At 67.4% G+C, this 22,743-nt stretch carries 21 protein-coding genes; 20 read left to right on the top strand and 1 reads right to left on the bottom strand.

Annotated features, from left to right (window positions below; genetic code table 11):
- The first annotated feature begins 59 nt into the window (after window positions 1-59).
- The 15 genes from AC1DNE_RS07730 (at window position 60) to AC1DNE_RS07660 (ending at window position 16,856) form a co-directional block, all read left to right on the top strand.
- On the top strand, window positions 60-1,313 hold the full coding sequence (locus AC1DNE_RS07730; RefSeq protein WP_441470677.1) for a deoxyguanosinetriphosphate triphosphohydrolase: 1,254 nt from the start codon (window positions 60-62) through the stop codon (window positions 1,311-1,313).
- Between the two features lie 188 nt (window positions 1,314-1,501).
- On the top strand, window positions 1,502-3,268 hold the full coding sequence (argS, locus tag AC1DNE_RS07725) for an arginine--tRNA ligase (RefSeq protein WP_476766386.1): 1,767 nt from the start codon (window positions 1,502-1,504) through the stop codon (window positions 3,266-3,268).
- 97 nt (window positions 3,269-3,365) lie between these two features.
- Window positions 3,366-4,964 carry an SPOR domain-containing protein gene (locus tag AC1DNE_RS07720; RefSeq protein WP_476766373.1) on the top strand — a complete coding sequence of 533 codons (1,599 nt, stop codon included), beginning with the start codon at window positions 3,366-3,368 and terminating at the stop codon, window positions 4,962-4,964.
- Between the two features lie 184 nt (window positions 4,965-5,148).
- Entirely contained in the window at window positions 5,149-6,243 is a 1,095-nt protein-coding gene (locus AC1DNE_RS07715) for a TRAP transporter substrate-binding protein (RefSeq protein ID WP_441470675.1), read from the top strand.
- Between the two features lie 117 nt (window positions 6,244-6,360).
- On the top strand, window positions 6,361-7,371 hold the full coding sequence (gene nagZ, locus AC1DNE_RS07710) for a beta-N-acetylhexosaminidase (RefSeq protein WP_476766374.1): 1,011 nt from the start codon (window positions 6,361-6,363) through the stop codon (window positions 7,369-7,371).
- 46 nt (window positions 7,372-7,417) lie between these two features.
- Window positions 7,418-8,248, top strand: coding sequence for a segregation and condensation protein A (locus AC1DNE_RS07705; RefSeq protein ID WP_441470673.1), 831 nt, complete (start codon window positions 7,418-7,420; stop codon window positions 8,246-8,248).
- Window positions 8,245-8,943, top strand: coding sequence for an SMC-Scp complex subunit ScpB (gene scpB / locus AC1DNE_RS07700; RefSeq protein ID WP_476766375.1), 699 nt, complete (start codon window positions 8,245-8,247; stop codon window positions 8,941-8,943). Before AC1DNE_RS07705 ends, scpB begins: the two co-directional genes overlap by 4 nt.
- A gap of 245 nt (window positions 8,944-9,188) precedes the next feature.
- Window positions 9,189-10,229 carry an ABC transporter ATP-binding protein gene (locus AC1DNE_RS07695; protein WP_441470749.1) on the top strand — a complete coding sequence of 347 codons (1,041 nt, stop codon included), beginning with the start codon at window positions 9,189-9,191 and terminating at the stop codon, window positions 10,227-10,229.
- Between the two features lie 81 nt (window positions 10,230-10,310).
- Window positions 10,311-10,556 (top strand): twin-arginine translocase TatA/TatE family subunit, encoded by a 246-nt coding sequence (locus AC1DNE_RS07690; RefSeq protein WP_441470671.1) that lies wholly within the window; start codon window positions 10,311-10,313, stop codon window positions 10,554-10,556.
- A 99-nt stretch (window positions 10,557-10,655) separates the two neighbouring features.
- On the top strand, window positions 10,656-11,357 hold the full coding sequence (tatB, locus tag AC1DNE_RS07685) for a Sec-independent protein translocase protein TatB (RefSeq protein WP_441470670.1): 702 nt from the start codon (window positions 10,656-10,658) through the stop codon (window positions 11,355-11,357).
- On the top strand, window positions 11,354-12,157 hold the full coding sequence (gene tatC / locus AC1DNE_RS07680; protein ID WP_441470669.1) for a twin-arginine translocase subunit TatC: 804 nt from the start codon (window positions 11,354-11,356) through the stop codon (window positions 12,155-12,157). The genes tatB and tatC overlap by 4 nt, the downstream gene beginning before the upstream one ends.
- Window positions 12,158-12,301: 144 nt before the next feature.
- Window positions 12,302-13,861, top strand: coding sequence for a serine--tRNA ligase (gene serS, locus AC1DNE_RS07675; RefSeq protein WP_441470668.1), 1,560 nt, complete (start codon window positions 12,302-12,304; stop codon window positions 13,859-13,861).
- Window position 13,862: 1 nt separating this feature from the next.
- The gene (gene surE, locus AC1DNE_RS07670; protein ID WP_441470667.1) at window positions 13,863-14,624 is read left to right on the top strand and encodes a 5'/3'-nucleotidase SurE; all 762 of its coding nucleotides are present in this window, start codon (window positions 13,863-13,865) and stop codon (window positions 14,622-14,624) included.
- Between the two features lie 19 nt (window positions 14,625-14,643).
- Entirely contained in the window at window positions 14,644-15,306 is a 663-nt protein-coding gene (locus tag AC1DNE_RS07665; protein ID WP_441470666.1) for a protein-L-isoaspartate O-methyltransferase family protein, read from the top strand.
- Between the two features lie 167 nt (window positions 15,307-15,473).
- On the top strand, window positions 15,474-16,856 hold the full coding sequence (locus AC1DNE_RS07660) for a peptidoglycan DD-metalloendopeptidase family protein (protein WP_441470665.1): 1,383 nt from the start codon (window positions 15,474-15,476) through the stop codon (window positions 16,854-16,856).
- Window positions 16,857-17,055: 199 nt separating this feature from the next.
- On the opposite strand, the gene AC1DNE_RS07655 is transcribed toward AC1DNE_RS07660, so the two are convergent.
- Window positions 17,056-17,940, bottom strand: coding sequence for an ATP-binding protein (locus tag AC1DNE_RS07655; protein ID WP_441470664.1), 885 nt, complete (start codon window positions 17,938-17,940; stop codon window positions 17,056-17,058).
- Window positions 17,941-18,264: 324 nt separating this feature from the next.
- On the opposite strand from AC1DNE_RS07655, the gene yajC reads away from it, so the two are divergent.
- The 5 genes from yajC to AC1DNE_RS07630 all read left to right on the top strand — a co-directional run bounded on the left by yajC (window position 18,265) and on the right by AC1DNE_RS07630 (window position 22,618).
- Complete coding sequence (yajC, locus tag AC1DNE_RS07650) at window positions 18,265-18,540, top strand: preprotein translocase subunit YajC (RefSeq protein WP_441470748.1); 276 nt, start codon at window positions 18,265-18,267, stop codon at window positions 18,538-18,540.
- Between the two features lie 88 nt (window positions 18,541-18,628).
- Window positions 18,629-20,239: a protein translocase subunit SecD gene (gene secD / locus AC1DNE_RS07645; RefSeq protein WP_441470663.1), complete on the top strand. Its 1,611-nt coding sequence runs from the start codon at window positions 18,629-18,631 to the stop codon at window positions 20,237-20,239.
- 33 nt (window positions 20,240-20,272) lie between these two features.
- On the top strand, window positions 20,273-21,235 hold the full coding sequence (gene secF, locus AC1DNE_RS07640; RefSeq protein ID WP_441470747.1) for a protein translocase subunit SecF: 963 nt from the start codon (window positions 20,273-20,275) through the stop codon (window positions 21,233-21,235).
- An 8-nt stretch (window positions 21,236-21,243) separates the two neighbouring features.
- Window positions 21,244-21,621: an Mth938-like domain-containing protein gene (locus AC1DNE_RS07635; protein ID WP_441470662.1), complete on the top strand. Its 378-nt coding sequence runs from the start codon at window positions 21,244-21,246 to the stop codon at window positions 21,619-21,621.
- A gap of 109 nt (window positions 21,622-21,730) precedes the next feature.
- On the top strand, window positions 21,731-22,618 hold the full coding sequence (locus AC1DNE_RS07630) for a phytoene/squalene synthase family protein (protein WP_441470661.1): 888 nt from the start codon (window positions 21,731-21,733) through the stop codon (window positions 22,616-22,618).
- Window positions 22,619-22,743 lie beyond the last annotated feature (125 nt).

Below are 22,743 nucleotides of genomic sequence, written 5' to 3'. Positions count from 1 at the left end.
CCGGGAAAGGTAATGGCCCGGCAGCGCCTCTACAAGCACGGGGCCGTGACGGGGCAGCCATGCCGCATCCACAGAGCCCGCCTTCCGGCTTCTCCTCGCCGCCCGGCATCGAGCCGGGAGAGCGCTGGCGCGCGCCTTATGCCTGCCGCTCCAGCACCAGCCGCGGGCGCCTTATCGGTGAGCCCGCCTCGGCGACGCGCGGCGAGTTCCAGCGCGACCGAGACCGCATCATCCATTCGACCGCCTTTCGCCGCCTGAAGCACAAGACGCAGGTCTTCGTCTCGCACGAAGGCGATCACTATCGCACGCGACTGACCCACACGATCGAGGTGGCGCAGATCGCTCGCGCCTTGGCACGTGCGCTCGGCCTCGACGAGGATCTGGCCGAGGCGCTGGCGCTGGCACATGACCTCGGCCACACGCCTTTCGGCCATACCGGCGAGGACGCGCTGGAAGAGTGCATGGCGGCCTTCGGCGGCTTCGACCACAACGCCCAGACGCTGAGGATCGTGACGCGGCTGGAGCGGCGCTATGCCGATTTCGACGGGCTCAATCTGAGTTGGGAGACGCTGGAGGGGCTGGTCAAGCACAACGGTCCGTTGCTCGACCGAGAGGGCAGGCCGACTGCGCGTTATGCCAAGGCCGGCATCCCGGTCGCGATCGTCGACTACCAGCAGCGTCAGGATCTCTGGCTCGACAGCTATGCGTCGGCCGAGGCGCAGGCGGCGGCGCTGGCCGATGACATCGCCTACAACGCCCACGACATCGACGACGGCCTGCGGGCCGGGCTGTTCGGCCATGCCGAACTCAGAGCCGTGCCGTTCCTGGCGGAGCTGCTGGACGAGATCGAGCGGCTGCATCCCGGGCTGGAGCGGCCGCGCCTGACCAATGAGCTCGTCCGCCGGGTGATCACCCGATTCGTCGAGGACGTGATCCGGGAGGCGCAGGCGCGACTGGCGGTGCTGGCACCTGCCGACGCCGATGCGATCCGGCGCGCGGATGCGCCGGTCGTCGCCTTCTCGCCTGCGATCGAGGATGCCGACCGCGACATCAAGGGATTCCTCTACCCCAACATGTACCGGCACCCGCGGATCGCGCCGATCAGGGAGCAGGCGGCGCAGGTGGTGCGCGAGCTGTTCGCCCGCTTCAGCTCCGATCCGGCTGCGATGCCGGAGGAGTGGGCGGCCGGCTGCGACGGGCTCGACGATCACCGCCGGATGCGCCGCATCGCCGACTATATCGCCGGCATGACGGATTGGTACGCGCTCGACGAGCACCGCCGCCTGTTTGACGTCACCCCCTCGCTGCGATAGGGCCGGGCGCCTGTACAAATATGTTCGAGCCTGGATGAGCCCTCATCCTGGGGAGCGCTTCGTCCAAGCGCATCTCGAAAGATGCTCCGGGAGGCTCCGGAATCACCTGGAGCATCCTTCGAGACGCGGCCTGGGCTGCTCCTCGGGATGAGGGCTCAGAGGCTTTCAACGGACAAGATGTGACCACGATGAACCTGTTCGAGATCTTTTCCGCCCGCCTCCATGCCGCGCTCTCGGCTCTTGCCGAGCGAGGCGCGCTTCCCGCCGGGCTCAACCTCGCGCGCGTCGTGGTCGAGCCGACCAAGGATCCGGCCCATGGCGACCTCGCCACCAACGCCGCGATGGTGCTGGCCAAGGATGCCGGCACCAATCCGCGCGCGCTGGCCGCGCTGCTGGTCGAGGAGCTGTCGAAGGATCCGGAGATCGTCAAGGCGGAGATCGCCGGCCCCGGCTTCATCAACCTGACGCTGCAGCCGGCTGTGTTCACCGCGGTCCTCAAGGCCGCGATCGAAGCCGGCATGGACTATGGGCGCGGCAAGCCGAGATCCGAGCCCCGGGTCAATGTCGAATACGTCTCGGCCAATCCGACCGGGCCGATGCATGTCGGCCATGGCCGCGGCGCCGTCTTCGGCGACGCGCTGGCGAGCCTGCTCGCCTTCGCCGGGCACAACGTCACCCGCGAGTACTACATCAACGATGCTGGCGCACAGGTCGACGTGCTCGCCCGCTCCGCCTTCCTGCGCTACCGCGAGGCGCTGGGCGAGGATATCGGGGCGATCCCGGAGGGGCTCTATCCCGGAGACTATCTGAAGTCGGTCGGCGAGGCGCTGGCGAAAGCGCATGGCGCGGGGCTGAAGGACAAGCCCGAGGCCGAATGGCTCCCGCTCGTCCGCAAGGCGGCGATCGACGGCATGATGGCGATGATCCGCGACGACCTTGCGGCGCTCGGCGTCGTCCACGAGATCTTCTTCTCGGAGCGCTCGCTCCAGAATGTCGACGGGAACAAGGACGCCGTCGCTGAGACGATCGAGGATCTGCGCTCGCGCGACCTTGTCTACGAAGGCCGGCTGCCGCCGCCGAAGGGCCAGAAGGACGAGGACTGGGAGGATCGCGAGCAGACGCTGTTCCGCGCCACGCAGTTCGGCGACGACGTCGACCGGCCGCTGCTGAAGTCGGATGGCAGCTACACCTATTTCGCCAACGACATCGCCTATCACCGCTCCAAGTTCGTCCGCGGCTTCTCCGAGATGATCGACGTCTGGGGCGCCGACCATGGCGGCTATGTCAAGCGCATGCAGGCGGCCGTTAAGGCAGTGACGGGCGGGCAGGGCTCGCTCGACGTCAAGCTCTGCCAACTCGTGCGCCTGCTGCGCAATGGCGAGCAGGTGCGGATGTCGAAGCGCTCCGGCGATTTCGTCACGCTGCGCGAGGTCATCGACGAGGTCGGCCGCGACGCGGTGCGCTTCATGATGATCTTCCGCAAGAACGACGCGACGCTCGACTTCGACCTCGCCAAGGTGGTCGAGCAGTCGAAGGACAATCCCGTTTTCTACGTCCAGTACGCGCATGCGCGCTGCGCCTCGATCTTCCGTCAGGCGCGCGAGGTTTTCCCCGATCTCGATCTCTCGTCGGAGGCGCTGGCCGGGGCCGATCTCGCGATTCTGACCGACGAGGCCGAGGTCGGGATCATCAAGGCGATCGCGGCCTATCCGCGAATCATCGAAGGAGCAGCGGCAGCTCACGAGCCGCATCGCGTGGCATTCTTCGTCCACGAACTGGCGAGCGCCTTCCACTCTTTGTGGAACAAGGGCAAAGACTCGCCGCAATTACGATTCGTTAATCAAACTGACCGAAAGTCGACCTTGGCAAGATTGGCGTTCGTGCACTCGGTGCGCAGCGTCCTTGCTTCCGGACTGGCTGTCGCCGGAGTTGCGGCGCCGGAAGAGATGCGCTGACGGTCGTTTTCCGGCGGCGCGCACGAGGTCAAGTTGACCGCACGGGGTATCGCCTTTTCCATAGGGGGAGGCAGCTTGTGCTGCAATGGATCGTACCATGAGTGAGCCCGCTAGGAATCGTTTCGCGCTCGATCTTGAAGATCTCGAGCGCCAGCTTCGCGGGGCGGGGCAGGCGCCGCGCGCCGGCCATGCGCCTGATCCGCTGGCGGAGCTGACCCGCATCGTCGGACAGGACGATCCGCTGAAGGATATCTTTGCCGAGCGCCGCGCGCCGGCCTCGCGGCCGGGTTCCCGGCAGGAGCCGAGCTTCGAGGTGGTGCCGCCGGCTCCCGCGCCAGCCGTGCCCGTGCAGGCTGCGCCGCCGGCGGAACTGCGTGGCGCGCTCGATGAATTCGAGGCGCTGTTGCGGCAGGCCGAGCCGAGACGGCCGGCGCCGGCTCCCGTAGCTCCGGTCGTGCCGCAACAGATCCGTGCCGAGCCTCAGCACCACGATTACGACCTTCCCGAACCGCTGCCCTACACCCAGCCCGCGCCGATGCGGGGAGGCGTGCCGGCCCGCGACCTCGATGAGGAGGTCGGTACCCATGCGATGCCGGCGGCCTATGACGAGGAGCCTGCGCAATATTCCTACGCGCAGGCCCAGCATTCCTATGGCCAAGCCCAGCACGGCGCTCCGGTCCACGAATATGCCGAAGACGATTTGCCGGATCTGGAGTCGCGCCGCTCGCGCAAAGGGCTCTGGGCGGCCGCAGCGGTCATTGCCGTCGGCCTCATCGGCGTCGGTGCGACCTTCGCTCTGCGCGGCGGCCCTGCGACCAAGGACGGCCAGCCGCCGATGATCACGGCCGATCGCAGCCCGGTCAAGGTCGAGCCCGCCAATCCGGGCGGCGCCGAGATCCCGAACCAGAACAAGCAGATCTACGAGCGCAATGCCGAGGCTCCGCAGGGCCAGAGCAAGCTGGTCAACAACGAGGAGCAGCCGGTCGACGTGCAGCAGGCTGCCCGCTCGATGCCGCCCCGCGTCGTCATGCCCGGGCCTGGTGCCGGGTCGGCCTTGGCTGCCGCGCCGAGCGCACCGGAACGCAGCATCACGCCGGCCGAGCCTGGCCTGACCCCGATGCCGCCGGTGCCGGGGCTCGGCGAGCCGCGCAAGGTCCGTACGGTCGCGATCCGTCCCGATGGAACCCCGGTTCCGGCCGGCATCGACGGCAATCAGCCGATCGCGACGGGCTCGGCCCCGAGCCGCTCGCTCGGCACTGCCACGGCGAGCGCCCAGCCCTCGCCGCAGCGGTCGGCTGCGGCTCCCGCTCCTGCCGCTCCCAAGGTTCAGGAGCGCGCGACGACCCCGCCTGCTGCGACCACGCCGGCGGCCCCGACCCGTCTTGCCAGCGCTCCGGCGTCCGCCGCCCCCGATGCCGCTCCGGCAACGGCCGCGGTACGCGCCGGCACCGGCGATTTCGTGGTGCAGCTCGGCGCACCGGGCAGTGAGTCCGAGGCCCGCGCCACCTTCGCCGCTCTGCAGCGCAAATATCCGCAGCAGCTCGGCGGTCAGTCGCCGATCGTCCGCAAGACGGAGCTGGCGGGCGGAAAGACCGTCTATCGCCTGCGCGTCGGACCCTATTCCCGCGAGGATGCGTCGACGATGTGCTCGGCGCTCCAGGCGGCTGGCGGGCAGTGCTTCATCTCGAAGAACTGAGCGCGCAGAACAGGTTGAAAATCGGGCGGCGGCATCCGCAGGGTGCCGCCGTTCTGCTTTGAGACCGGCGCATGGCGGGGGGAGGGGTGCGCTTGTTTCGCCGCTTCGACCGTGCGAGTAGCCTGCCAACAACAGAAGGCTGCCTCGACCATCACGGCGGCCATTGCTAGCTGGAGGTTACCCCATGGATCGCCGTCATTTCGTCAAGGTCGCAGGCGCGGGCGCTGCCGGCAGCGCGGCCATCGCTGCGCCCGCCATCGCGCAGTCGCAGCCCAAGATCAACTGGCGGCTGACCTCGAGCTATCCGAAGAGCTTGGATACGCTCTACGGTATCTCGACCCATGTCGCGAAGCGCGTCGCCGAGGCGACCGACAACAATTTCCAGATTCAGGTCTTTGCGCCCGGCGAGATCGTGCCGGCCCTGCAGGCTCTCGACGCCGTGCAGAACGGCACCGTCGAGTGCAGCCACACGCTGGCGAGCTTTTATATCGGCAAGGATCCCGCCTTCGCTTTCGAGACCTCGCTGCCCTTCGGCTTCAACACCCGCCAGCAGAATGCCTGGCTCTATCAGGGCGGCGGGCTGGAACTCTGCCGCGCCTTCATGAAGAACTACAACATCTACACCATCCCGTCCGGCAACACCGGCGCGCAGATGGGCGGCTGGTTCCGCAAGGAGATCAAGTCGCTGGAGGATCTGAAGGGGCTGAAGTTCCGCATCGCCGGCCTTGGCGGGCGCATCATGGCGCGCCTCGGCGTCGTGCCGCAGACGATCGGCGGCGCTGACATCTACCCGGCGCTGGAGCGCGGCACACTCGATGCCGTCGAGTTCTCCGGCCCCTATGACGACGAGAAGCTCGGCTTCGTGAAGGTCGCCAAGTACTACTACTATCCGGGCTTCTGGGAGGGGAACGCCAATGTCAGCTTTCTCGCCAACCAGGACAAGTGGAACGAACTGCCGGCGTCCTACAAGGCGATCGTGGAAGCGGCCTGCGCCGAGGCCAATGCGCTCTGCGTCGCGAAGTACGACCACAACAATCCCGATGCGCTGATTCGCCTCGCCGGTACCGGCGCCGAGCTGCGGCCCTTCCCGCAGGAGGTGATGGCGGCCGCGTTCAAGGAGGCCTTCGCCATGTATGGCGAACTCGCCGCCAGCAATCCCAACTTCAAGACCTTCTACGATTCCTTCCTGCCGTACTGGAAGAAGGAGCAGCTCTGGTTCCGCATCGCGGAGCTGCCGTTCGACGCGTTCAACGCGCAGAATTATCAGCAGGTGAAGTGAGTTTGCACGCGGGCGCGGATCGTTCTTGACCGCGCCCGCGCCGCTTTCTGCATTCTCGCATCGGCATTGCCCGAAAACCGCATTCCACTTTTCGGGCCGATGCCGTAACCCGGTGCCATGACATCGCGCGCCTTCATCGCCGGCTGCCTCGGCACGAGTCTCACCGCGGATGAGCGGGCCTTCTTCCGGGATGCCCGCCCCTGGGGCTTCATCCTCTTCAAGCGCAACACGCAGACGCCAGAGCAGGTCGCCGCGTTGACGGCCGAGATGCGCGAGACCGTCGGTTGGCCTGCGCCGATCCTGATCGATCAGGAGGGCGGGCGCGTCCAGCGCATGGGGCCGCCGAACTGGCCGAAATATCCCTCGGCGCGCGCTTTCCTCGCCATCAACGATTCCGTCCGCCAGCGCGAGATCGTCCGGCTCTCGGCGCGGCTGATGGCGCATGACCTGAAGAGCGTCGGCATCGATGTCGACTGCCTGCCGGTGCTCGACGTGCCAGTCGCCGGCAGTCACGATGTGATCGGCGACCGCGCCTATGCCCATGATCCCGATCAGGTGGCGCGGCTCGGCCGGGCCGCGGCGGAAGGGCTGATCGCTGGCGGCGTGCTTCCGGTCGTCAAGCATATGCCCGGCCATGGCCGGGCGCGGGCCGACAGCCATCACAACCTGCCCGTCGTCGACGCATCGCTCGACGAGCTGCGGGCGCATGATTTCCGCCCGTTCCGGCATCTCGCCGACATGCCGCTCGCGATGACGGCACATGTCGTGTTCACGGCGCTCGATCCGAAGCATCCGGCGACGGTCTCGCGGAAGATCGTGCGCGAGATCATGCGCGGCGAGATCGGCTTCGACGGGCTCATCATGACCGATGATATTTCGATGAAAGCGCTCTCCGGCTCCTTCGAGGCCAAGGCCCGCGCCGCGATTCGCGCGGGCGTCGACGTGATCCTGCACTGCCACGGCATCATGGAAGAGATGGTCGCCATCGCCGGCACGGTGCCGGAGATGACCGGGGCCCGCGCCCGCCGCGCCGCGGCTGCGCTCGGCCGCATCCGGCACGAGCCGGAGCCGATCGATCTCGGGGCTGCGCGCGCGGAATTGGCGGCCGCGCTTGCGTTGAGCGCCTGAACAGCCAAATCTGCACCTCGGGGATGACAGCGGGGCAGGGCCTCAGATGACGGCCGAGTTGCCATTCGAGGAGGACGCCGCGCGCCGTGAAGGCGAGCCGTCACTCGTCGTCGATGTCGACGGCTATGAGGGGCCGCTCGACCTGTTGCTCGATCTCGCACGCCGCCAGAAGGTCGATCTGCATCGCATCTCGATCCTGGCGCTCGCCGAGCAGTATCTCACCTTTGTCGAGCAGGCGCGGGCGCTCAGGCTGGAACTCGCGGCCGATTATCTCGTGATGGCGGCTTGGCTCGCCTATCTGAAATCGCGGCTGCTGCTGCCCGAACCGCCCAAGGGCGAGGAGCCGAGCGCGGCCGATCTCGCCACGGCGCTGGCGCTCCGCCTGCGCCGGCTGGAAGCGATCCGCGCCGCAGCGCGCAAGCTCGCCGCGCGCGAGCGGCTGGGCCAGGACGTCTTCGCTCGCGGCGCACCGGAGGAGATCGTCGCAGGCGCCCGGCCTGTCTGGGAAGCCGAGCTCTACGATCTGCTCGCGGCCTATGCGCAGCAGCGGCAGAAGCGGGTGCAGGGGCATATCTCGGTCGGCCATCGCGTCGTCTGGTCGCTGGTCGAGGCCCGCGAGGCCTTGCAGCGACTGGTCGGCGAGGCCGGTGACTGGACCGAACTCGACAGCTATCTGACGCAGTACATGACGTCTCATGGCCTGCCGGCGCGGGAGATGCAGGCGACGGTCAGGGCCTCGGCCCTGTCGGCCATGCTCGAAATGGTCAGGGAAGGGGTCCTCGACCTGCGGCAGGACGAGGCTTTCGCGCCGATCGAGCTGCGCCGTCGTTCGGCGCGCCCGCGGATTTTGCCCTTCGCCGGCAAGGATGCGTCATGACCGCCGCGCCGGTCGACACCCTGGACGCCGAGGACGGCGGCGGCGTCGAAGCTTTCGCCCAGGCACAGCGCATTGTGGAGGCGCTGCTCTTCGCTTCGGCCGTGCCCTTGTCGGCAGAAGCTCTGGGCCGCGCGATCCCGGCCGGCATCGCGGTCGAGCAGGTGCTGGCCCGGCTTGTGGAAAGCTATGCCACGCGCGGCGTCAACCTGCGCCAGGTCGCGGGCGGCTGGGCCTTCCGAACGGCGCCTGACCTCGGATATCTGCTCGCGGCGGAGGCCGAGCCGCCGCGCAAATTGTCGCGCGCCGCGCTCGAGGTTCTCTCGATCATCGCCTATCACCAGCCGGTGACGCGGGCCGAGATCGAGGAGATCCGCGGCGTCGCCACCGCCAAGGGCACGCTCGACATTCTGCTGGAGGCCGGCTGGGTCCGCCTGCGCGGGCGGCGGCGCTCGCCGGGGCGTCCTGTGACCTACGGCACGACGCCCGGCTTCCTCGACCATTTCGGCCTCGACCGGATCGACGACCTGCCGGGCCTGGAGGAGTTGAAGGGAACCGGCTTCGTCGAGGGGCGCCTGACACGCGACCTGCAGGTGCCGGTTCCTGACGATGATCCGGGCCTGCGCGACGACGAGGACCCGCTCGGCGACCTGTTCAGCCCGCTTGACGACGGCGAGGGCGGGCCGCAACAGGGGTGAGGGCAGCTATTCGCGCGCCGATTGCCCGGTGCGTCATCCCGGGCGGAGCGAAGCGGAGACCCGGGATCCATGCCTGAACCTCATGCCGGAAGCGCTCTGGCATGGATCCCGGATCGGCGCCGCTTCGCGGCTTGTCCGGGATGACGGCGAGTTTGTGAAGAGGTGAGACGAGGTTGGCACGCAGCGAGATCAAGGCGGGTTGGCTCGGCTGGGGCCGGCGCGGGACAGCCGGCGCGGCGATTCCGATGGCACTCGGCTTCGAGGGCGTCACGCAGCGTTTCGGGGAGGTGACGGCGCTGTCCGATCTCTCGCTGGCGGTAAATCCGGGCGAGATCGTTGCGCTGCTCGGCCAATCGGGCTGCGGCAAGACGACGCTGCTGAGGCTCGCCGCGGGTGTCGAACGGCCGAGCGCCGGACGGGTGCTGCTGGAGGGGCGCGACGTTTCGGCGCCCGGCCGGTTCGTCGAGCCGGAGCATCGCGGCGTCGGCTTCGTCTTCCAGGACTACGCGCTGTTCCCGCATCTGACCGTCGGCGAGAATGTCTGCTTCGGTCTGCGCGGGCAGAGCGCCGCATCGGCGGAGGCGACCGCGCTCAGGGCGCTCGCGCGCGTCGGCCTTGCCGATTTCTACGGGGCCTTTCCGCATATGCTCTCCGGCGGCGAGCAGCAGCGCGTGGCGCTGGCGCGTGCCATTGCGCCGCGTCCCGGCGTGCTCCTGATGGACGAGCCCTTCTCCAATCTCGACCGGCGGCTGCGCGACGTGGTGCGCGACGAAACCGCGGCGCTGCTGGAGGAAACCGGTGCTACCTCGATCATCGTGACGCATGATCCGGAGGATGCGATGCGGATCGCCGACCGCATCGTGCTGATGCGGGCCGGGCGCATCGTCCAGATCGGCACGGGCGAGGAACTCTATCGGAAGCCCGCCAGCCTCTTTGCCGCCCGATTTTTCTGCGATTTTACCGAGGTCGAAGGTCGCGTCTCGGGAGGCGCGATCGATACGCCGCTGGGGCGCTTCGCGGCGCCGGGGCTGCCGGAGGGAAGCGAGGCGATCGCCTGCATCCGGCCACATCGGGTGCGGATCGTGCCGAAGGGCTACTACCTGCCCGGGCGGCTCGTCACACGGCGCTTCCTCGGCGAGGTCGATCATCTGCTGATCGCCGTGGAGGGGTTCGACCGTGCGCTCTCGGTGCGGGCGGGGCTGTCGGATGAGATCGCGGTGGGCGACGAGGTCGGCGTTGAGATTCCGTCCGACGAAGTCCTTGTGTTTCCGGCGGCAGATCAATAGGTTCCGCCGCCGAGCGATCGACCGGGCAGGGATTGGGTTGGGGATTTCCCCCGGTCGAGGCAATTTCGGAGGAGTTTCGCCATGGGTGGCGTGAGCATTTGGCATTGGATCGTCGTCGGCGTCATCGTGATGCTGCTGTTCGGGCGCGGCAAGGTGTCCGAGTTGATGGGCGATGTCGCCAAGGGCATCAAATCGTTCAAGAAGGGGATGGCGGAGGACGATGAGCCGACGCCGAGCGCGACGAATGTCGACCCCAAGGTGATCGACCATACCCAGGCCAGCAACACGGCTGCGCAGGCTCAGGCCAAGGCCGAGCACAAGGGCTGATGCGGCTTGCGTCCGCTGGACGCGGTTTTGGTGATGCGCGCGTTCTGATCCCTCGGCCTTGACGGCCGAACGGAGGCGCGCCGGGAGGACGAGCCGTCGATGTTCGACATCGCCTGGAGCGAGATGGTGCTGATCGGCGCGGTGGCGCTGGTGGTGATCGGCCCCAAGGATCTGCCCAAAGCCCTGCGCACGGTCGGCCAGACGGTCGGCCGTATTCGCCGCATGGCGACCGAATTCCAGGGGCAGTTCAACGAGGCGATGCGCGAGGCCGAACTCGCCGACCTCAAGAAACAGGTCGAGGATGTCGGCGGGTCGGTGTCGAGCGCGCTCAACAGCGACTATAAGCCGATCGAGGAGCCGAAGGATTTTTCGGCGTCGAGCGCGGGCGAGACCGCTGCGCCCGATGACGCGGCGCTGAAGGAGGCCGAGGCGAAGCTTGCTGCGCTGCCGACGCCGGAGTTGCCGCCGGTCGACATCGCCGCCGAGACGCCGACGCCCGCCGACGAGCCTGTTCCGGCCGCCAAGCCGAAGCGGACGCGCAAGGCGAAGGCTCAGGACGAGCCTGTGGCCGATAGCGCCCCGGCTGCCGAAGCCGCACCCGCTGCCGAGGTGAGCGAGACTGCCGAGAAGGCGAAGCCGGCACGCTCGCGCCGAACCAAGGTCGCGGCGGATGCACCGGAGGAGCCTGAAGCGCCCGCCCCGGAGGCTACTTCGAGCGAGGCGACGCAGGACACGCCGAAGCCCACCCGCAAGCGCAAGCCCAAGGCCGATACCGCCAAGGGTGAGGAGACTTCCGCATGAGCGTCGCCAATCCTCGCGAGGGCGACGATGAGATCGAGGCCTCGCGCGCGCCGCTCATCGAGCATCTGATCGAGTTGCGCTCGCGGCTGATCAAGTCGCTGATCGCCTTCCTCATCATGTTCTTCATCTGCTTCGGTTTCTCGACGCAAATCTACAACCTGCTGGTGCTGCCCTATGTCTGGGCGGCCGGCAGTGCAGCCAATGCGCAACTGATCTATACCGGCCCGCTCGAGCTGCTGTTCACGCACATCAAGGTGGCGGCCTTCGGTGCGGGCTTCTTCGCCTTCCCGGTGATCGCAACGCAGATCTACAAATTCGTGGCGCCCGGCCTCTACAAGAACGAGAAGGCGGCCTTTGCGCCCTATCTCGTGGCGACGCCGGTGTTCTTCACGCTTGGCGCGGCGCTGGTGTTCTTCTTCGCCATGCCGGTGCTGATGAAGTTCTCGCTCGGCATGCAGCAGGCAGCGACCGAGACGCAGGCCGGTATCGCGCTCCTGCCCAAGGTCAGCGAATATCTCTCGCTGATCATGACCCTGATCTTCGCCTTCGGCGTCGCGTTCCAGCTGCCGGTGATCCTGACGCTGCTGGGGCAGGCGGGCATCATCGATTCGCAGTTCCTCAAGGACAAGCGCCGCTACGCCATCGTCTTCGTCTTCGTCGTCGCGGCGGTGCTGACCCCGCCGGACGTGATCTCGCAGCTGATGCTGGCCGTGCCGATGCTGCTGCTCTACGAGCTCTCGATCTTCTCGGTCCGCCGCGTCGAGAAGAAGCAAGAGGCGGCTGAAGAGGCTGCCGAGTAGGGCCTTTTGCGCAACGTCTTCCGTCATTCCGGCGTTTCGCCCGGAATGACGGGGCGTTGAGGCGAGGAACCCTGTTCCCTCACGCGTCGTCCCGGTCTAGAGCATCCTGCGCTGCATTCCGCAGCGATGCACGGCCGGACGACGATGTACGACATCAGATGGATTCGCGAGAACGCCGCGGCGTTCGATGGAGGCTTGACTCGACGGGGCCTGGAGCCGCTGTCGTCGTCGTTGCTCGCGCTCGATGATGTCCGTCGCTCCGCCATCGCCAAGGCCCAGGGCGTGCAGGAGCGCCGCAACGCGCTTTCCAAGGAGATCGGCAAGGCGATGGGCGCGAAGGATGTCGCGCTCGCCGAGAAGCTGAAGGCCGAGGTCGCGGCGCTCAAGGAAGAGCAGCCGGCACTGGAGGCCGAGGAGAAGGCCGCCAAGGAGGCGCTGGACGAGAAGCTCGCCGCCATCCCGAATATACCCTTCGACGACGTGCCCGATGGTGCCGACGAGCATGACAACGTCGTGCTGCACATGCATGGCGTGAAGCCAGATGAGCGCGGGCTGCTCAAGGGTGTCAATGATCCGAAGCAGCATTTCGAGCTCGGCGAAGCGCTCGGCCAGATGGATTTCGAGAAGGCCGCGAAGCTCTCGGGCTCGCGTTTCGTCGTGCTGGAGAAGCAGATCGCGCGGCTCTCGCGGGCGATCGGGCAGTTCATGCTCGATACACATACGGAGGAGCACGGCTATACCGAGGTGAACCCGCCGCTGCTGGTGCGCGACGATGCAATGTTCGGCACCGCGCAGCTGCCGAAATTCGCGGGCGACCAGTTCCGTGCCGTCGCCTTCGAGATGCCCGAGCATCTGAAGGACCATGGCCGAGCCGCCGAACTCTGGGAGTCGCTGGCGGAAAGCTGGGCTTCCGAGGAGGGCAAGCTGGAGCAGGCGACATTCAACTCGGTGATGCAGGCACTCTACGACGACAAGATCTCTGCGGAAGAACGCCATCAGATCACGACGTTCTTCGAGAAGCAGCGTCGCGACCTTGCCGTCGCGCGCCATGGGCAGGCCCGTGCCGAGCAATGGGGCGAGGCCTTCGGCGGCGGACATTGGCTGATTCCGACCGCCGAGGTGCCRCTGACCAATCTGGCAAGGGAATCAATCCTTTCCGAGGAGGAGCTGCCGCTTCGATTCAGCGCGCTCACGCCTTGCTTCCGGGCCGAGGCCGGCTCTGCCGGCCGCGACACGCGCGGCATGCTGCGCCAGCACCAGTTCGAGAAGGTCGAGCTCGTCTCGATCACGGCCCCCGAAAAGTCGCGCGAGGAGCATGAGCGCATGCTCGCCTGCGCCGAGAACGTGCTGAAGAAGCTCGACCTGCATTATCGCGTGATGACGCTGTGCACCGGCGATATGGGCTTCGCCTCGCAGAAGACCTGGGACATCGAGGTCTGGCTGCCCGGGCAGAAGACCTATCGCGAGATCTCGTCCTGCTCGGTCTGCGGCGATTTCCAGGCGCGGCGCATGAATGCCCGCTACAAGACAAGGGACGGCAAGGGCCCGTTCTTCGTGCACACGCTCAACGGCTCGGGCACGGCCGTCGGCCGCGCGCTGATCGCGGTGATGGAGAACTACCAGAACGCCGATGGCTCGATCACCGTGCCGGAGGTGCTGGTGCCCTATATGCGCGGCGTGACGAAGATCGAGAAGGCGGCCTGACATGCGTATTCTGGTAACCAACGACGACGGCATCCATGCCGAAGGGCTCGAGGTGCTGGAGCGGATCGCGCGCCAGCTTTCGGACGACGTCTGGGTCGTGGCGCCGGAGAGCGACCAGTCCGGCGTCGCCCATTCGCTGTCGCTGTCGAACCCATTGAGACTCCGCCAGATCAGCGAGAGGCGCTTTGCCGTGGCGGGCACGCCGACCGACTGCGTCATAATGGCCGTTCGCTCGATCCTGGCCGAGGCCAAGCCCGATCTCGTGCTCTCGGGCGTCAACCGCGGCTCCAACGTCGCGGAGGACGTGACCTATTCCGGCACCATTGCGGCCGCGATGGAGGGCACGCTGCTCGGCATCCCGTCGATCGCCGTCAGTCAGGCCTATACGCCGGGCGACCGCACCAATATCCGCTGGGACTGCGCCGAGCATCACGCGCCGGGCATCATCCGCCGGCTGCTGGAGGAGGGCATTCCCGAGGGCGTGCTCTTCAACCTCAACTTCCCCAATGCGGGGCCGGGCGAGGTGCAGGGCGTCTCCGTCACGGTGCAGGGCCGGCGCGATCAGGAACTGGTCCAGCTCGAGCCCCGCAAGGATGGGCGCGGCAATCCGTATTACTGGATCGCCTTCCAGCGCAGCCGCAAGGAGCCGGCGAACGGCACCGATCTGCGCGCGATGGCCGAGAACCGAATCTCGATCACGCCGCTGGAACTCGACCTGACCCATGAGCCGACACTGACCCGCTTCGCGCAGGTCTTCGCCTGAGAGGCGGTGGGGAGGGGGTATGAGCGAGGAGGCGCCGGCCAGCGAGGGCGAACGCACCGTCGCCTTCCTGCTGTCGCTGAGGGCGCGGGGGGTGCGCGACCTCCCGCTGCTACGCGCGATGGAGCGGGTGCCGCGCGATCGGTTCGCGCCGTCCCGCTTTGCCGATCTCGCGCGCGAGGACGTCTCGGTGCCGCTGCCCTGCGGCCAGACGATGACCGCGCCGCATACCGTCGCCAATCTGCTCGGCGCGCTCGATATGCAAATCGGCGCGCGCGTCCTCGAAGTCGGCACGGGCTCCGGCTACGTCTCGGCGCTGCTCGCGGCGCTGGGCGGCGAGGTGGTTTCACTGGAGCGTTATCGTTCGCTGGCGCTCGCCGCGCATGAGCGGGTCAGCGGCAGCGGTTTCGGCCAACTGATCGATCTGCGCCATGCGGACGGTTTCCAGCCCGATCGCACGCTCGGCCGCTTCGACCGTATCCTCGTCAACGGTGTCACACAGACGGTGCCCGAGGCGCTGCTGATGCGGCTGTCGAATGGCGGGCGGCTGGTCGGCGCCCTGCGAATCGAGGGGGTGGCACGGCGGGTGGTGGTCACGCGCCTCGGCGATGACCAGTTCGACCATGCGACCGGGCCGGTGCTGCGCCTGCCGCCGCTGGTGCCCGGGATTTCGCGCGCGCTCTGACGCCTGGCCGCACCAACCGGCGGCGCGCGGTGACATGGCAAGGGGGGCCAGCGCCGCCGGCGAAAATCCAAAAAAGTGAAGACGGCTTCGCCAGCGAAACGCTTTCGTAACCTCAACGGGAGTTTAATGACCGTCATCGAGTTGCGTCGTTCGCGAGTACTCTGTTCATGCGTAGCCAAGCCGGATCGATCAATCATCGCGCTCTCCGTCGCCTTTCGACGGTGTGCCTGCTTGCCGTCGGTGTCAGCGCCTGCTCCTCGGATGCGCTGCGCTTCACCGAGACTCCTTTCGACAACCCCTTCAGGACTGCACAGGCCCCGGCGCCTGCTCGCGACCCGGCTACCACCGGTTCGATCGGGCGCTCTGCCAGCGCGCCGCTGCAGCCGGTTCCGTCGGCCCCGGTCGTGCGGGCTCAGCCCCTGCCGCCGCCGCAGTCTGCCGTTGCGCTGAGTTCGGCGCCGCCGCAGGCCGTTTCCGGCAGCGCCACCGGCTGGTCGGCGCAGGGCGGCACGCCGGTCGTGATCGCGCAGGGCGAAAACCTCGACATGATCTCGTCGCGCTACGGCGTGCCGCGTGCGGCGCTCATGTCCGCCAACGGGCTGAGCAGCGCCAACGTGCCGCCGGGCACACGGATCACGATCCCGGTTTATAACGCGAGCGGCGCCCCCGCTTCGGTTGCTGCTGCTGCGCCGGCCCCCCAGGCCGCCCCGGCTCCGGCTCCTTCGCAACGTTTCGTCGCCGGCCCGGCTCCGGTCCGTCAGCCCGCTCCGGTTGTCGATGCGAAGGCACAGGCCAAGGCCGCTGCCGATGCCAAGGCGACCGCTGCCGCGGAAGCCAAGGCGAAGGCCGCAGCAGACGCTCAGGCCATGCGCGAATCCCGTGCCCGTTTCGCTGCCGAAGCCAAGGCCAAGGCCGATGCCCGCAAGGTCGGCACCGCCGTGGCGGCCGTGCCCGCCGCGAAGCCTACCGCTGAGGCGAAGCCCGCGCCCGTCCAGCAGCCGGTGAAAGCCGCCGCTCCTGCTCAGCAGCCGGCGAAGCCGGTCGTGGTGGCGAACGCGCCTGCCGCCGAGCCGAAGCCGACCGCAGTGCCGAAGCCGACTGCGATCCCGAAGGCCGAGCCTGCATCCGAGCCGAAGACCACCGCCAGCCTGCCCAAGCAGGAAGAGGAGGCGTCTTCGGGTGACAAGGCTGATTTCCGCTGGCCGGCTCGCGGCCGCGTGATCAACGGCTACAGCAAGGGCGGCAACGAGGGCATCAACATCGCGGTTCCGGAAGGCACGCCGGTCAAGGCGGCCGAGGGCGGCACCGTCGCCTATGCCGGCAGCGAGCTGAAGGGCTACGGCAACCTCGTCCTGATCCGCCACCCGAACGGCTATGTCTCGGCCTACGCCCACAATGGCGAGCTCAAGGTGAAGCGCGGCGACACCGTCAAGCGCGGCCAGGTGGTGGCGAATTCGGGCCAGAGCGGCAACGTCTCCTCGCCGCAGCTCCACTTCGAGCTGCGCAAGGGCTCGAGCCCGGTCGACCCGACGCCCTACCTCAACAACTGAGCCGGGCCCGGGCGCAAGATTTAAGCCTTCGATCGGTTCGCGAGACCCTCCCGATCGAAAAAAGGACGGGGCGGCCCCAGGAAGGGCCGCCCCGTTTTCGTTTGCCCCAGGCCGTCCTGCTCGCGCTTGACCGAGTATCTCGGAAGCCGGTGCCTTCTGGTCATGAGATTCCCGGGTCAAGCCCGAGAATGACGTATCCTCATCCCTCCAGCTTCTTGCCCAGCCGGCCGGCAAGGTCCTGAATGTACTGCCAGGCGGTGCGGCCGGAGCGGGAGCCGCGCGTCGTCGCCCATTCCAGAGCGTCGCGGCGCAACTCCTCGGGGCCGACCGCTAGCCCGAAATGGCCGGCATAGCCGTTGATCATCTCCAGATACTCGTCCTGGCTGCATTTGTGGAAGCCGAGCCAGAGGCCGAAGCGGTCCGAGAGCGAGACCTTCTCCTCGATCGCCTCGCCCGGGTTGATCGAGGTCGCACGCTCGTTGTCCATCATGTCGCGCGGCAGCAGGTGGCGGCGATTCGAGGTGGCGTAGAAGACGACATTCTCCGGCCGGCCCTCGACGCCGCCGTCCAGCACCGCCTTCAGCGATTTGTAGGATGTGTCGTCGCTGTCGAAGGACAGATCGTCGCAGAAGACGATGGCGCGGTGCGGATCGTTGCGCAGCTGGCTCATCAGGGCAGGGAGGCTCTCGATGTCCTCGCGGTGGATCTCGATCAGCTTAAGCGGCAGGGCGCCCTTGGGCAGATGCTGGTTGGTGTCGGCATGCACCGCCTTGACCAGCGAGGACTTGCCCATGCCGCGCGCGCCCCAGAGCAGCACATTGTTGGCCGGCAGGCCCTTGGCGAAGCGCTCGGTGTTCTCGGCCAGCGTGTCACGGACGCGGTCGACGCCGCGCAGCAGCGAAAGCGCCACGCGGTTGACCTTCGGCACCGGCACCAGCTCCGAGCCTGCCGCCTGCCAGACGAAGGCGTCGGCGGCCTTGAGGTCGGCCGGCTTGTGCCGCGGCGGAGCGATGCGCTCGAGCGCATCGGCGATCCGCAGCAGCGTCGCGAGGGTCTGGTCGGGGGTGATCGCGGTCGTGGTCATGGCACTGGCGCCTTCGTTTCATCCTGTCGAACCGTACCGTACCGTCCGGTACGGTTCCGATGGCTAGCTAAACCGCGTCGTGGATCGAGCGCAAGGGGCATTGCGCGAATGGCAGCAAGCCCATAGGTGAGGAGCCATGCCCGAGAGACCGGGCATGTCCGATTGATTTCACGGCGTTGCTGGCTATAGTCCGCGCGATTTTGGCCGGGCGATGCTATTGCCGCGTCTTGCGGCCGGCGGCCTGCTGCGCCGTCGTTAGAGAGGAGTCCTTCAGTGATCACCCCCGCTTTCGCCCAGGCGACAGGAGCCGGTGGCGGCGCCGACATGCTGATCCAGCTCGTGCCGTTCCTGCTGATCTTCGTTATCATGTGGTTCCTGATCATCCGGCCGCAGCAGCGGCGGGCGAAGACCCATCAGGAGATGATCAAGAACGTCCGCCGCGGCGACACGATCGTGACCTCGGGCGGCCTGATCGCGAAGGTGTCGAAGGTCGTCGACGACGGCGAGCTGGAGGCCGAGATTGCCGATGGCGTGCGCGTGCGCATCGTGCGCGGCATGATTCAGGACGTCCGCTCCAAGAGCGAGCCGGTCAAAAGCTGACTTTGACAATCGATCGCGTTTTCGCATTCGGACGGAAGCGTCCGAATGCGACGTGATCTGAGGCACGACAACAAGGCTGTTCACGCAGATGCTTCGTCTCCAGGCCCGCAAGGTCATTCTCGTCCTGCTCGTGCTGATCGTCGGCTGCGGGCTCGCCGTGCCGAACCTGTTCTCCCCGGAGACGCGCAAGTCCATTGCCGAGAACGCGCCGTCCTGGATTCCGCGCATCTTCCTGCCGATCCATGCGGTGGTGCTCGGCCTCGACCTGCAGGGCGGTTCGCACGTCCTGCTCGAGATCGACCGGGCCGAGCTGGTCCGCAGCCAGGTGACCCAGCTGCGCGACGACGTCCGCCGCGTCCTGCGCGAAGAGCGCATCAGCATTCAAGGTGGCATCCAGACCACGACACGCGGTGTGCAGGTGCGCGTCCCGGACGCGGCCGAGCGCGCCCGCGTGCTGCCGAAGCTGCGCGAACTCGCCCAGCCGATTGGCACGCTCGGCGCCTTCGGCCCTTCGGGCAACCAGTCGATCGCCATTGCCGAGCAGCCTGACGGGCTGATCCAGCTGACGGTGACGGAAGCCGGCTCGAACGAGCGTATCCGCCGCGCCGTCGAGCAGGCGATGGAGGTTCTGCGCCGGCGCGTCGACGCGCTCGGCACGACCGAGCCGAACATCCAGCGCCAGGGCCTCGACCGCATCCTGGTCCAGGTGCCGGGCCTGCAGGATCCGCAGCGCCTGAAGCAGATCCTCGGCGACACGGCCAAGCTGGAGTTCCGCCTCGTCGGCGACGCCAACAGCAGCGAAGTCGACATGCTGCCCTCGCAGGATGCCGGCGGTCAGACCGTCCCGGTGCTGCGCCAGCCATCGGTCGACGGCGCCGACCTGATCGACGCGCAGCCGGCCTTCGATTCGCGCAGCGGCCAGCCGATCGTGAACTTCCGCTTCAACATCCGCGGCGCCCAGCGCTTCGGCCAGATCACCACGGAGAATCTCGGCCGCCCGCTGGCGATCGTGCTCGACAACAAGGTGATCTCCTCGCCGGTGATCCAGTCGCCGATCACGGGTGGCTCGGGCCAGATCTCCGGCAACTTCACGGTCGAGCAGGTCAACAACCTCTCGATCCTGCTGCGCGCCGGCGCACTGCCCGCCAAGATGACCATTGTCGAGGAACGCACCGTCGGCCCCGGCCTCGGCGCCGACTCGATCCGCGCCGGCAAGATGGCGACCCTGATCGCGACCGTGATGGTGGTGATCTACATGCTGGCGACCTACGGCATCTTCGGCCTGATCGCGAGCATCGCGCTGCTGGTCCATGTCGGCCTGATCTTCGGGCTGATGTCCTTCCTCGGCGCGACGATGACGCTGCCCGGCATCGCCGGCATCGTGCTGACCATCGGCACGGCGGTCGACTCCAACGTTCTGATCTATGAACGCATGCGCGAGGAGGAACATCAGGGACGCAGCCTCGTCTCGGCCCTCGAGGCCGGCTTCCAGCGCGCCTTCGCCACGATCATCGATTCCAACGTCACCATGCTGATCGCGGCGGTGGCGCTGTTCTCGCTCGGCTCCGGCCCGGTGCGCGGCTTCGCGGTCGTGTTCATCCTGGGCATCCTCACCACCGTCATCACGGCGGTGACGCTGACCCGGATGCTGATCGCGCTCTGGTATCGCTGGGCCAAGCCCAAGCACCTCCCGTTCTGACGCTGCCAACCCTTCAGGAGATTGGCCATGCGCATGCGCCTGCTTCGTATCGTTCCCGATAACACCCGCTTCAAATTCGTCTGGTTCCGTCGCTTCAGCTATCCGCTGTCGGCTGCCTATTCGGTCCTCGTGATCGTGCTGTTCCTGACGGTCGGCCTGAATTTCGGCATCGACTTCAAAGGCGGTACGCTGATCGAGATGCAGTCGAAGGCGGGCGCCGTCGACATCGGCCAGATCCGCCATACCGCGAACGGGCTCGGCTTCGGCGAAGCGGAGGTGCAGGAATTCGGCACGGGCGGCGAGGTCTCGATGCGCTTCGGCATGCAGCCGGGCGGCGAGACGGCTCAGCAGGCTGTCGTGGTGAAGGCACGGGAGGCCTTCGCCTCGAACTATGAATTCCGCCGCGTCGAGACGGTCGGCCCGCGTGTTTCGGGCGAGTTGGTGCAGGCGGGAACGCTCGGCGTCGTGCTCGCGATCGTCGGCGTGCTGATCTATCTCTGGTTCCGCTTCGAGATGCCGCTGGCGATCGGCGCGATCCTCGGCACGCTGCACGATATCGTGCTCACGATCGGCTTCTTCCTGATCACCCAGCTCGAGTTCAATCTGACCTCGATCGCGGCGATCCTGACCATCGTCGGCTACTCGTTGAACGAGACCGTCGTGGTGTTCGACCGTACCCGCGAGCTGCTGCGCCGCTACAAGACGATGCCGGTTGCCGAGCTTCTCGACCTGTCGGTCAACTCGACCCTGTCGCGCACGGCGATGACGGCGACGACGACCTTCCTGTCGCTGCTGGCGCTGGTGCTGTTCGGCGGCACCGCGATCGAGGGCTTCGCGCTCGTGATGCTCTTCGGCGTGGTGATCTGCACCTATTCGGCGATGTTCATCTCGACGCCGGTGCTGCTCTATATGGATGTCCGCTCGGCCGGCGCCCGCGAGGAAGCGCAGGAGGCGGCGCGCGCCAAGGCTTCGTCGGCCGCCAAGGCGAAGGCCTGAGCGGCTTCATGCCGCGCTTCGACGGCTTCGTTCCCGGCCGTTTCCCGCTCGACGCGATCGGGGCGGGCGGTTTCCGCTTCGCGGAGATGAGCCACAAGGGCTCGATTATCGCGACGCCGGCGGGCATCCGCATCTGGCCGGTGACGCGCTTTTCCGAGGTGACGATCGAGAGCCTGCAGCCGGTGCTGGACGAGGCCGAGAGCATCGACTTCCTGTTGATTGGGACAGGGGCCGACATTGCCTTCATTCCGCCCGTTCTGCGTGATCCGCTGAGGCTGGCCGGGATCACCGTCGAGGGTATGGCGACAGGCGCGGCTGCCCGCACCTACAATATCCTCGTCGCAGAGGACCGACGCGTCGCCGCTGCGTTGATCGCGATCGACTAGGAACCCTGCCGGCAGTTTGGAAAGCCGGCCATGCGAGCGACGCGTAGCAGGGGCAGGGCGAGTGCCCTACATTAGGGGCGGCCTAACGATGGCGGGCCGAGGCGGGACAATGCCGCAGACCGAGACTGATGATCGCAGGGAGATCGCGCCGGCGCGCTTGCCGGAGGCTTATGCCCATTGCGCGACGCTCGTGCGCGAGCAGGATCAGGATCGCTATATCGCCGGTCTCTACGCCTCCGAAGACCGCCGGGCGGCGCTCTACGCCCTCTATGCCTTCAGCCTCGAGATTGCACGGGTAAGGGCGCTGGTCAGCGAGCCGCTGCCGGGCGAGGTCAGGCTGCAATGGTGGCGCGACGTGCTGGAAGGCCAGCCGGCCGGCGAGACGCAGGCGCATCCCGTGGCCGCGGCCCTGCTCGACACGGTCCGGCGCTACCGCCTGCCGATCGCGCCGCTGACGGCATTGATCGATGCCCGGATCTTCGACCTTTACGACGATCCGATGCCCTCTCTCCGCGACCTGGAGGGCTATGCCGGCGAAACCTCCAGCGCCTTGATCCGACTCGCCTGCCTGATCCTGGCAGGCGGACGCGATCCGGGCGGGGCGACGGCCTGCGGCCATGCCGGCGTCGCCTATGCGCTGACCGGGCTGATGCGCGCTTTCCCGTGGCATGCGGCCGAAGGGCAGGTCTACCTGCCGGCGGACATCCTTTCCCGCAACGGCGTCACGCGTGACGACATCGTGCGCGGGCGGGGCGGCCCGGGCGTGCTCTACACGCTCAAGGAACTGCGCGAGATCGCCCGCAACCACCTGAAGAAGCTCGCGAGCCTCGGCGAGTCGATTCCGCCGACGCTGAAGCCGGCCTTCCTGCCGGTGGCTCTGGTGGAGCCCTATCTCCGGCGGATGGAGGCGAGGGGATACGATCCCTACCGGACCATCATCACCCTGCCGGCCTGGCGCCGACAGTGGATCCTGTGGCGGGCGGCGCGGAAAGCTTAGAAGCAAGCGCCGTCGCGCTCGGGCCAAACCCGAGCATCTCGCGACGCGGAAGCATATCGTCGTTCCAGGGCTTCGCGTCGGCGAAGAGCCCGGAACCCATGAGCATGCCGTTTGCCGCCATGGCC

It is taken from the genome of Allobosea sp. 05L423, assembly GCF_056397745.1.
Note: the sequence above shows the minus strand (reverse complement) of the source record. Positions and strands in the feature narration are given on the sequence as shown.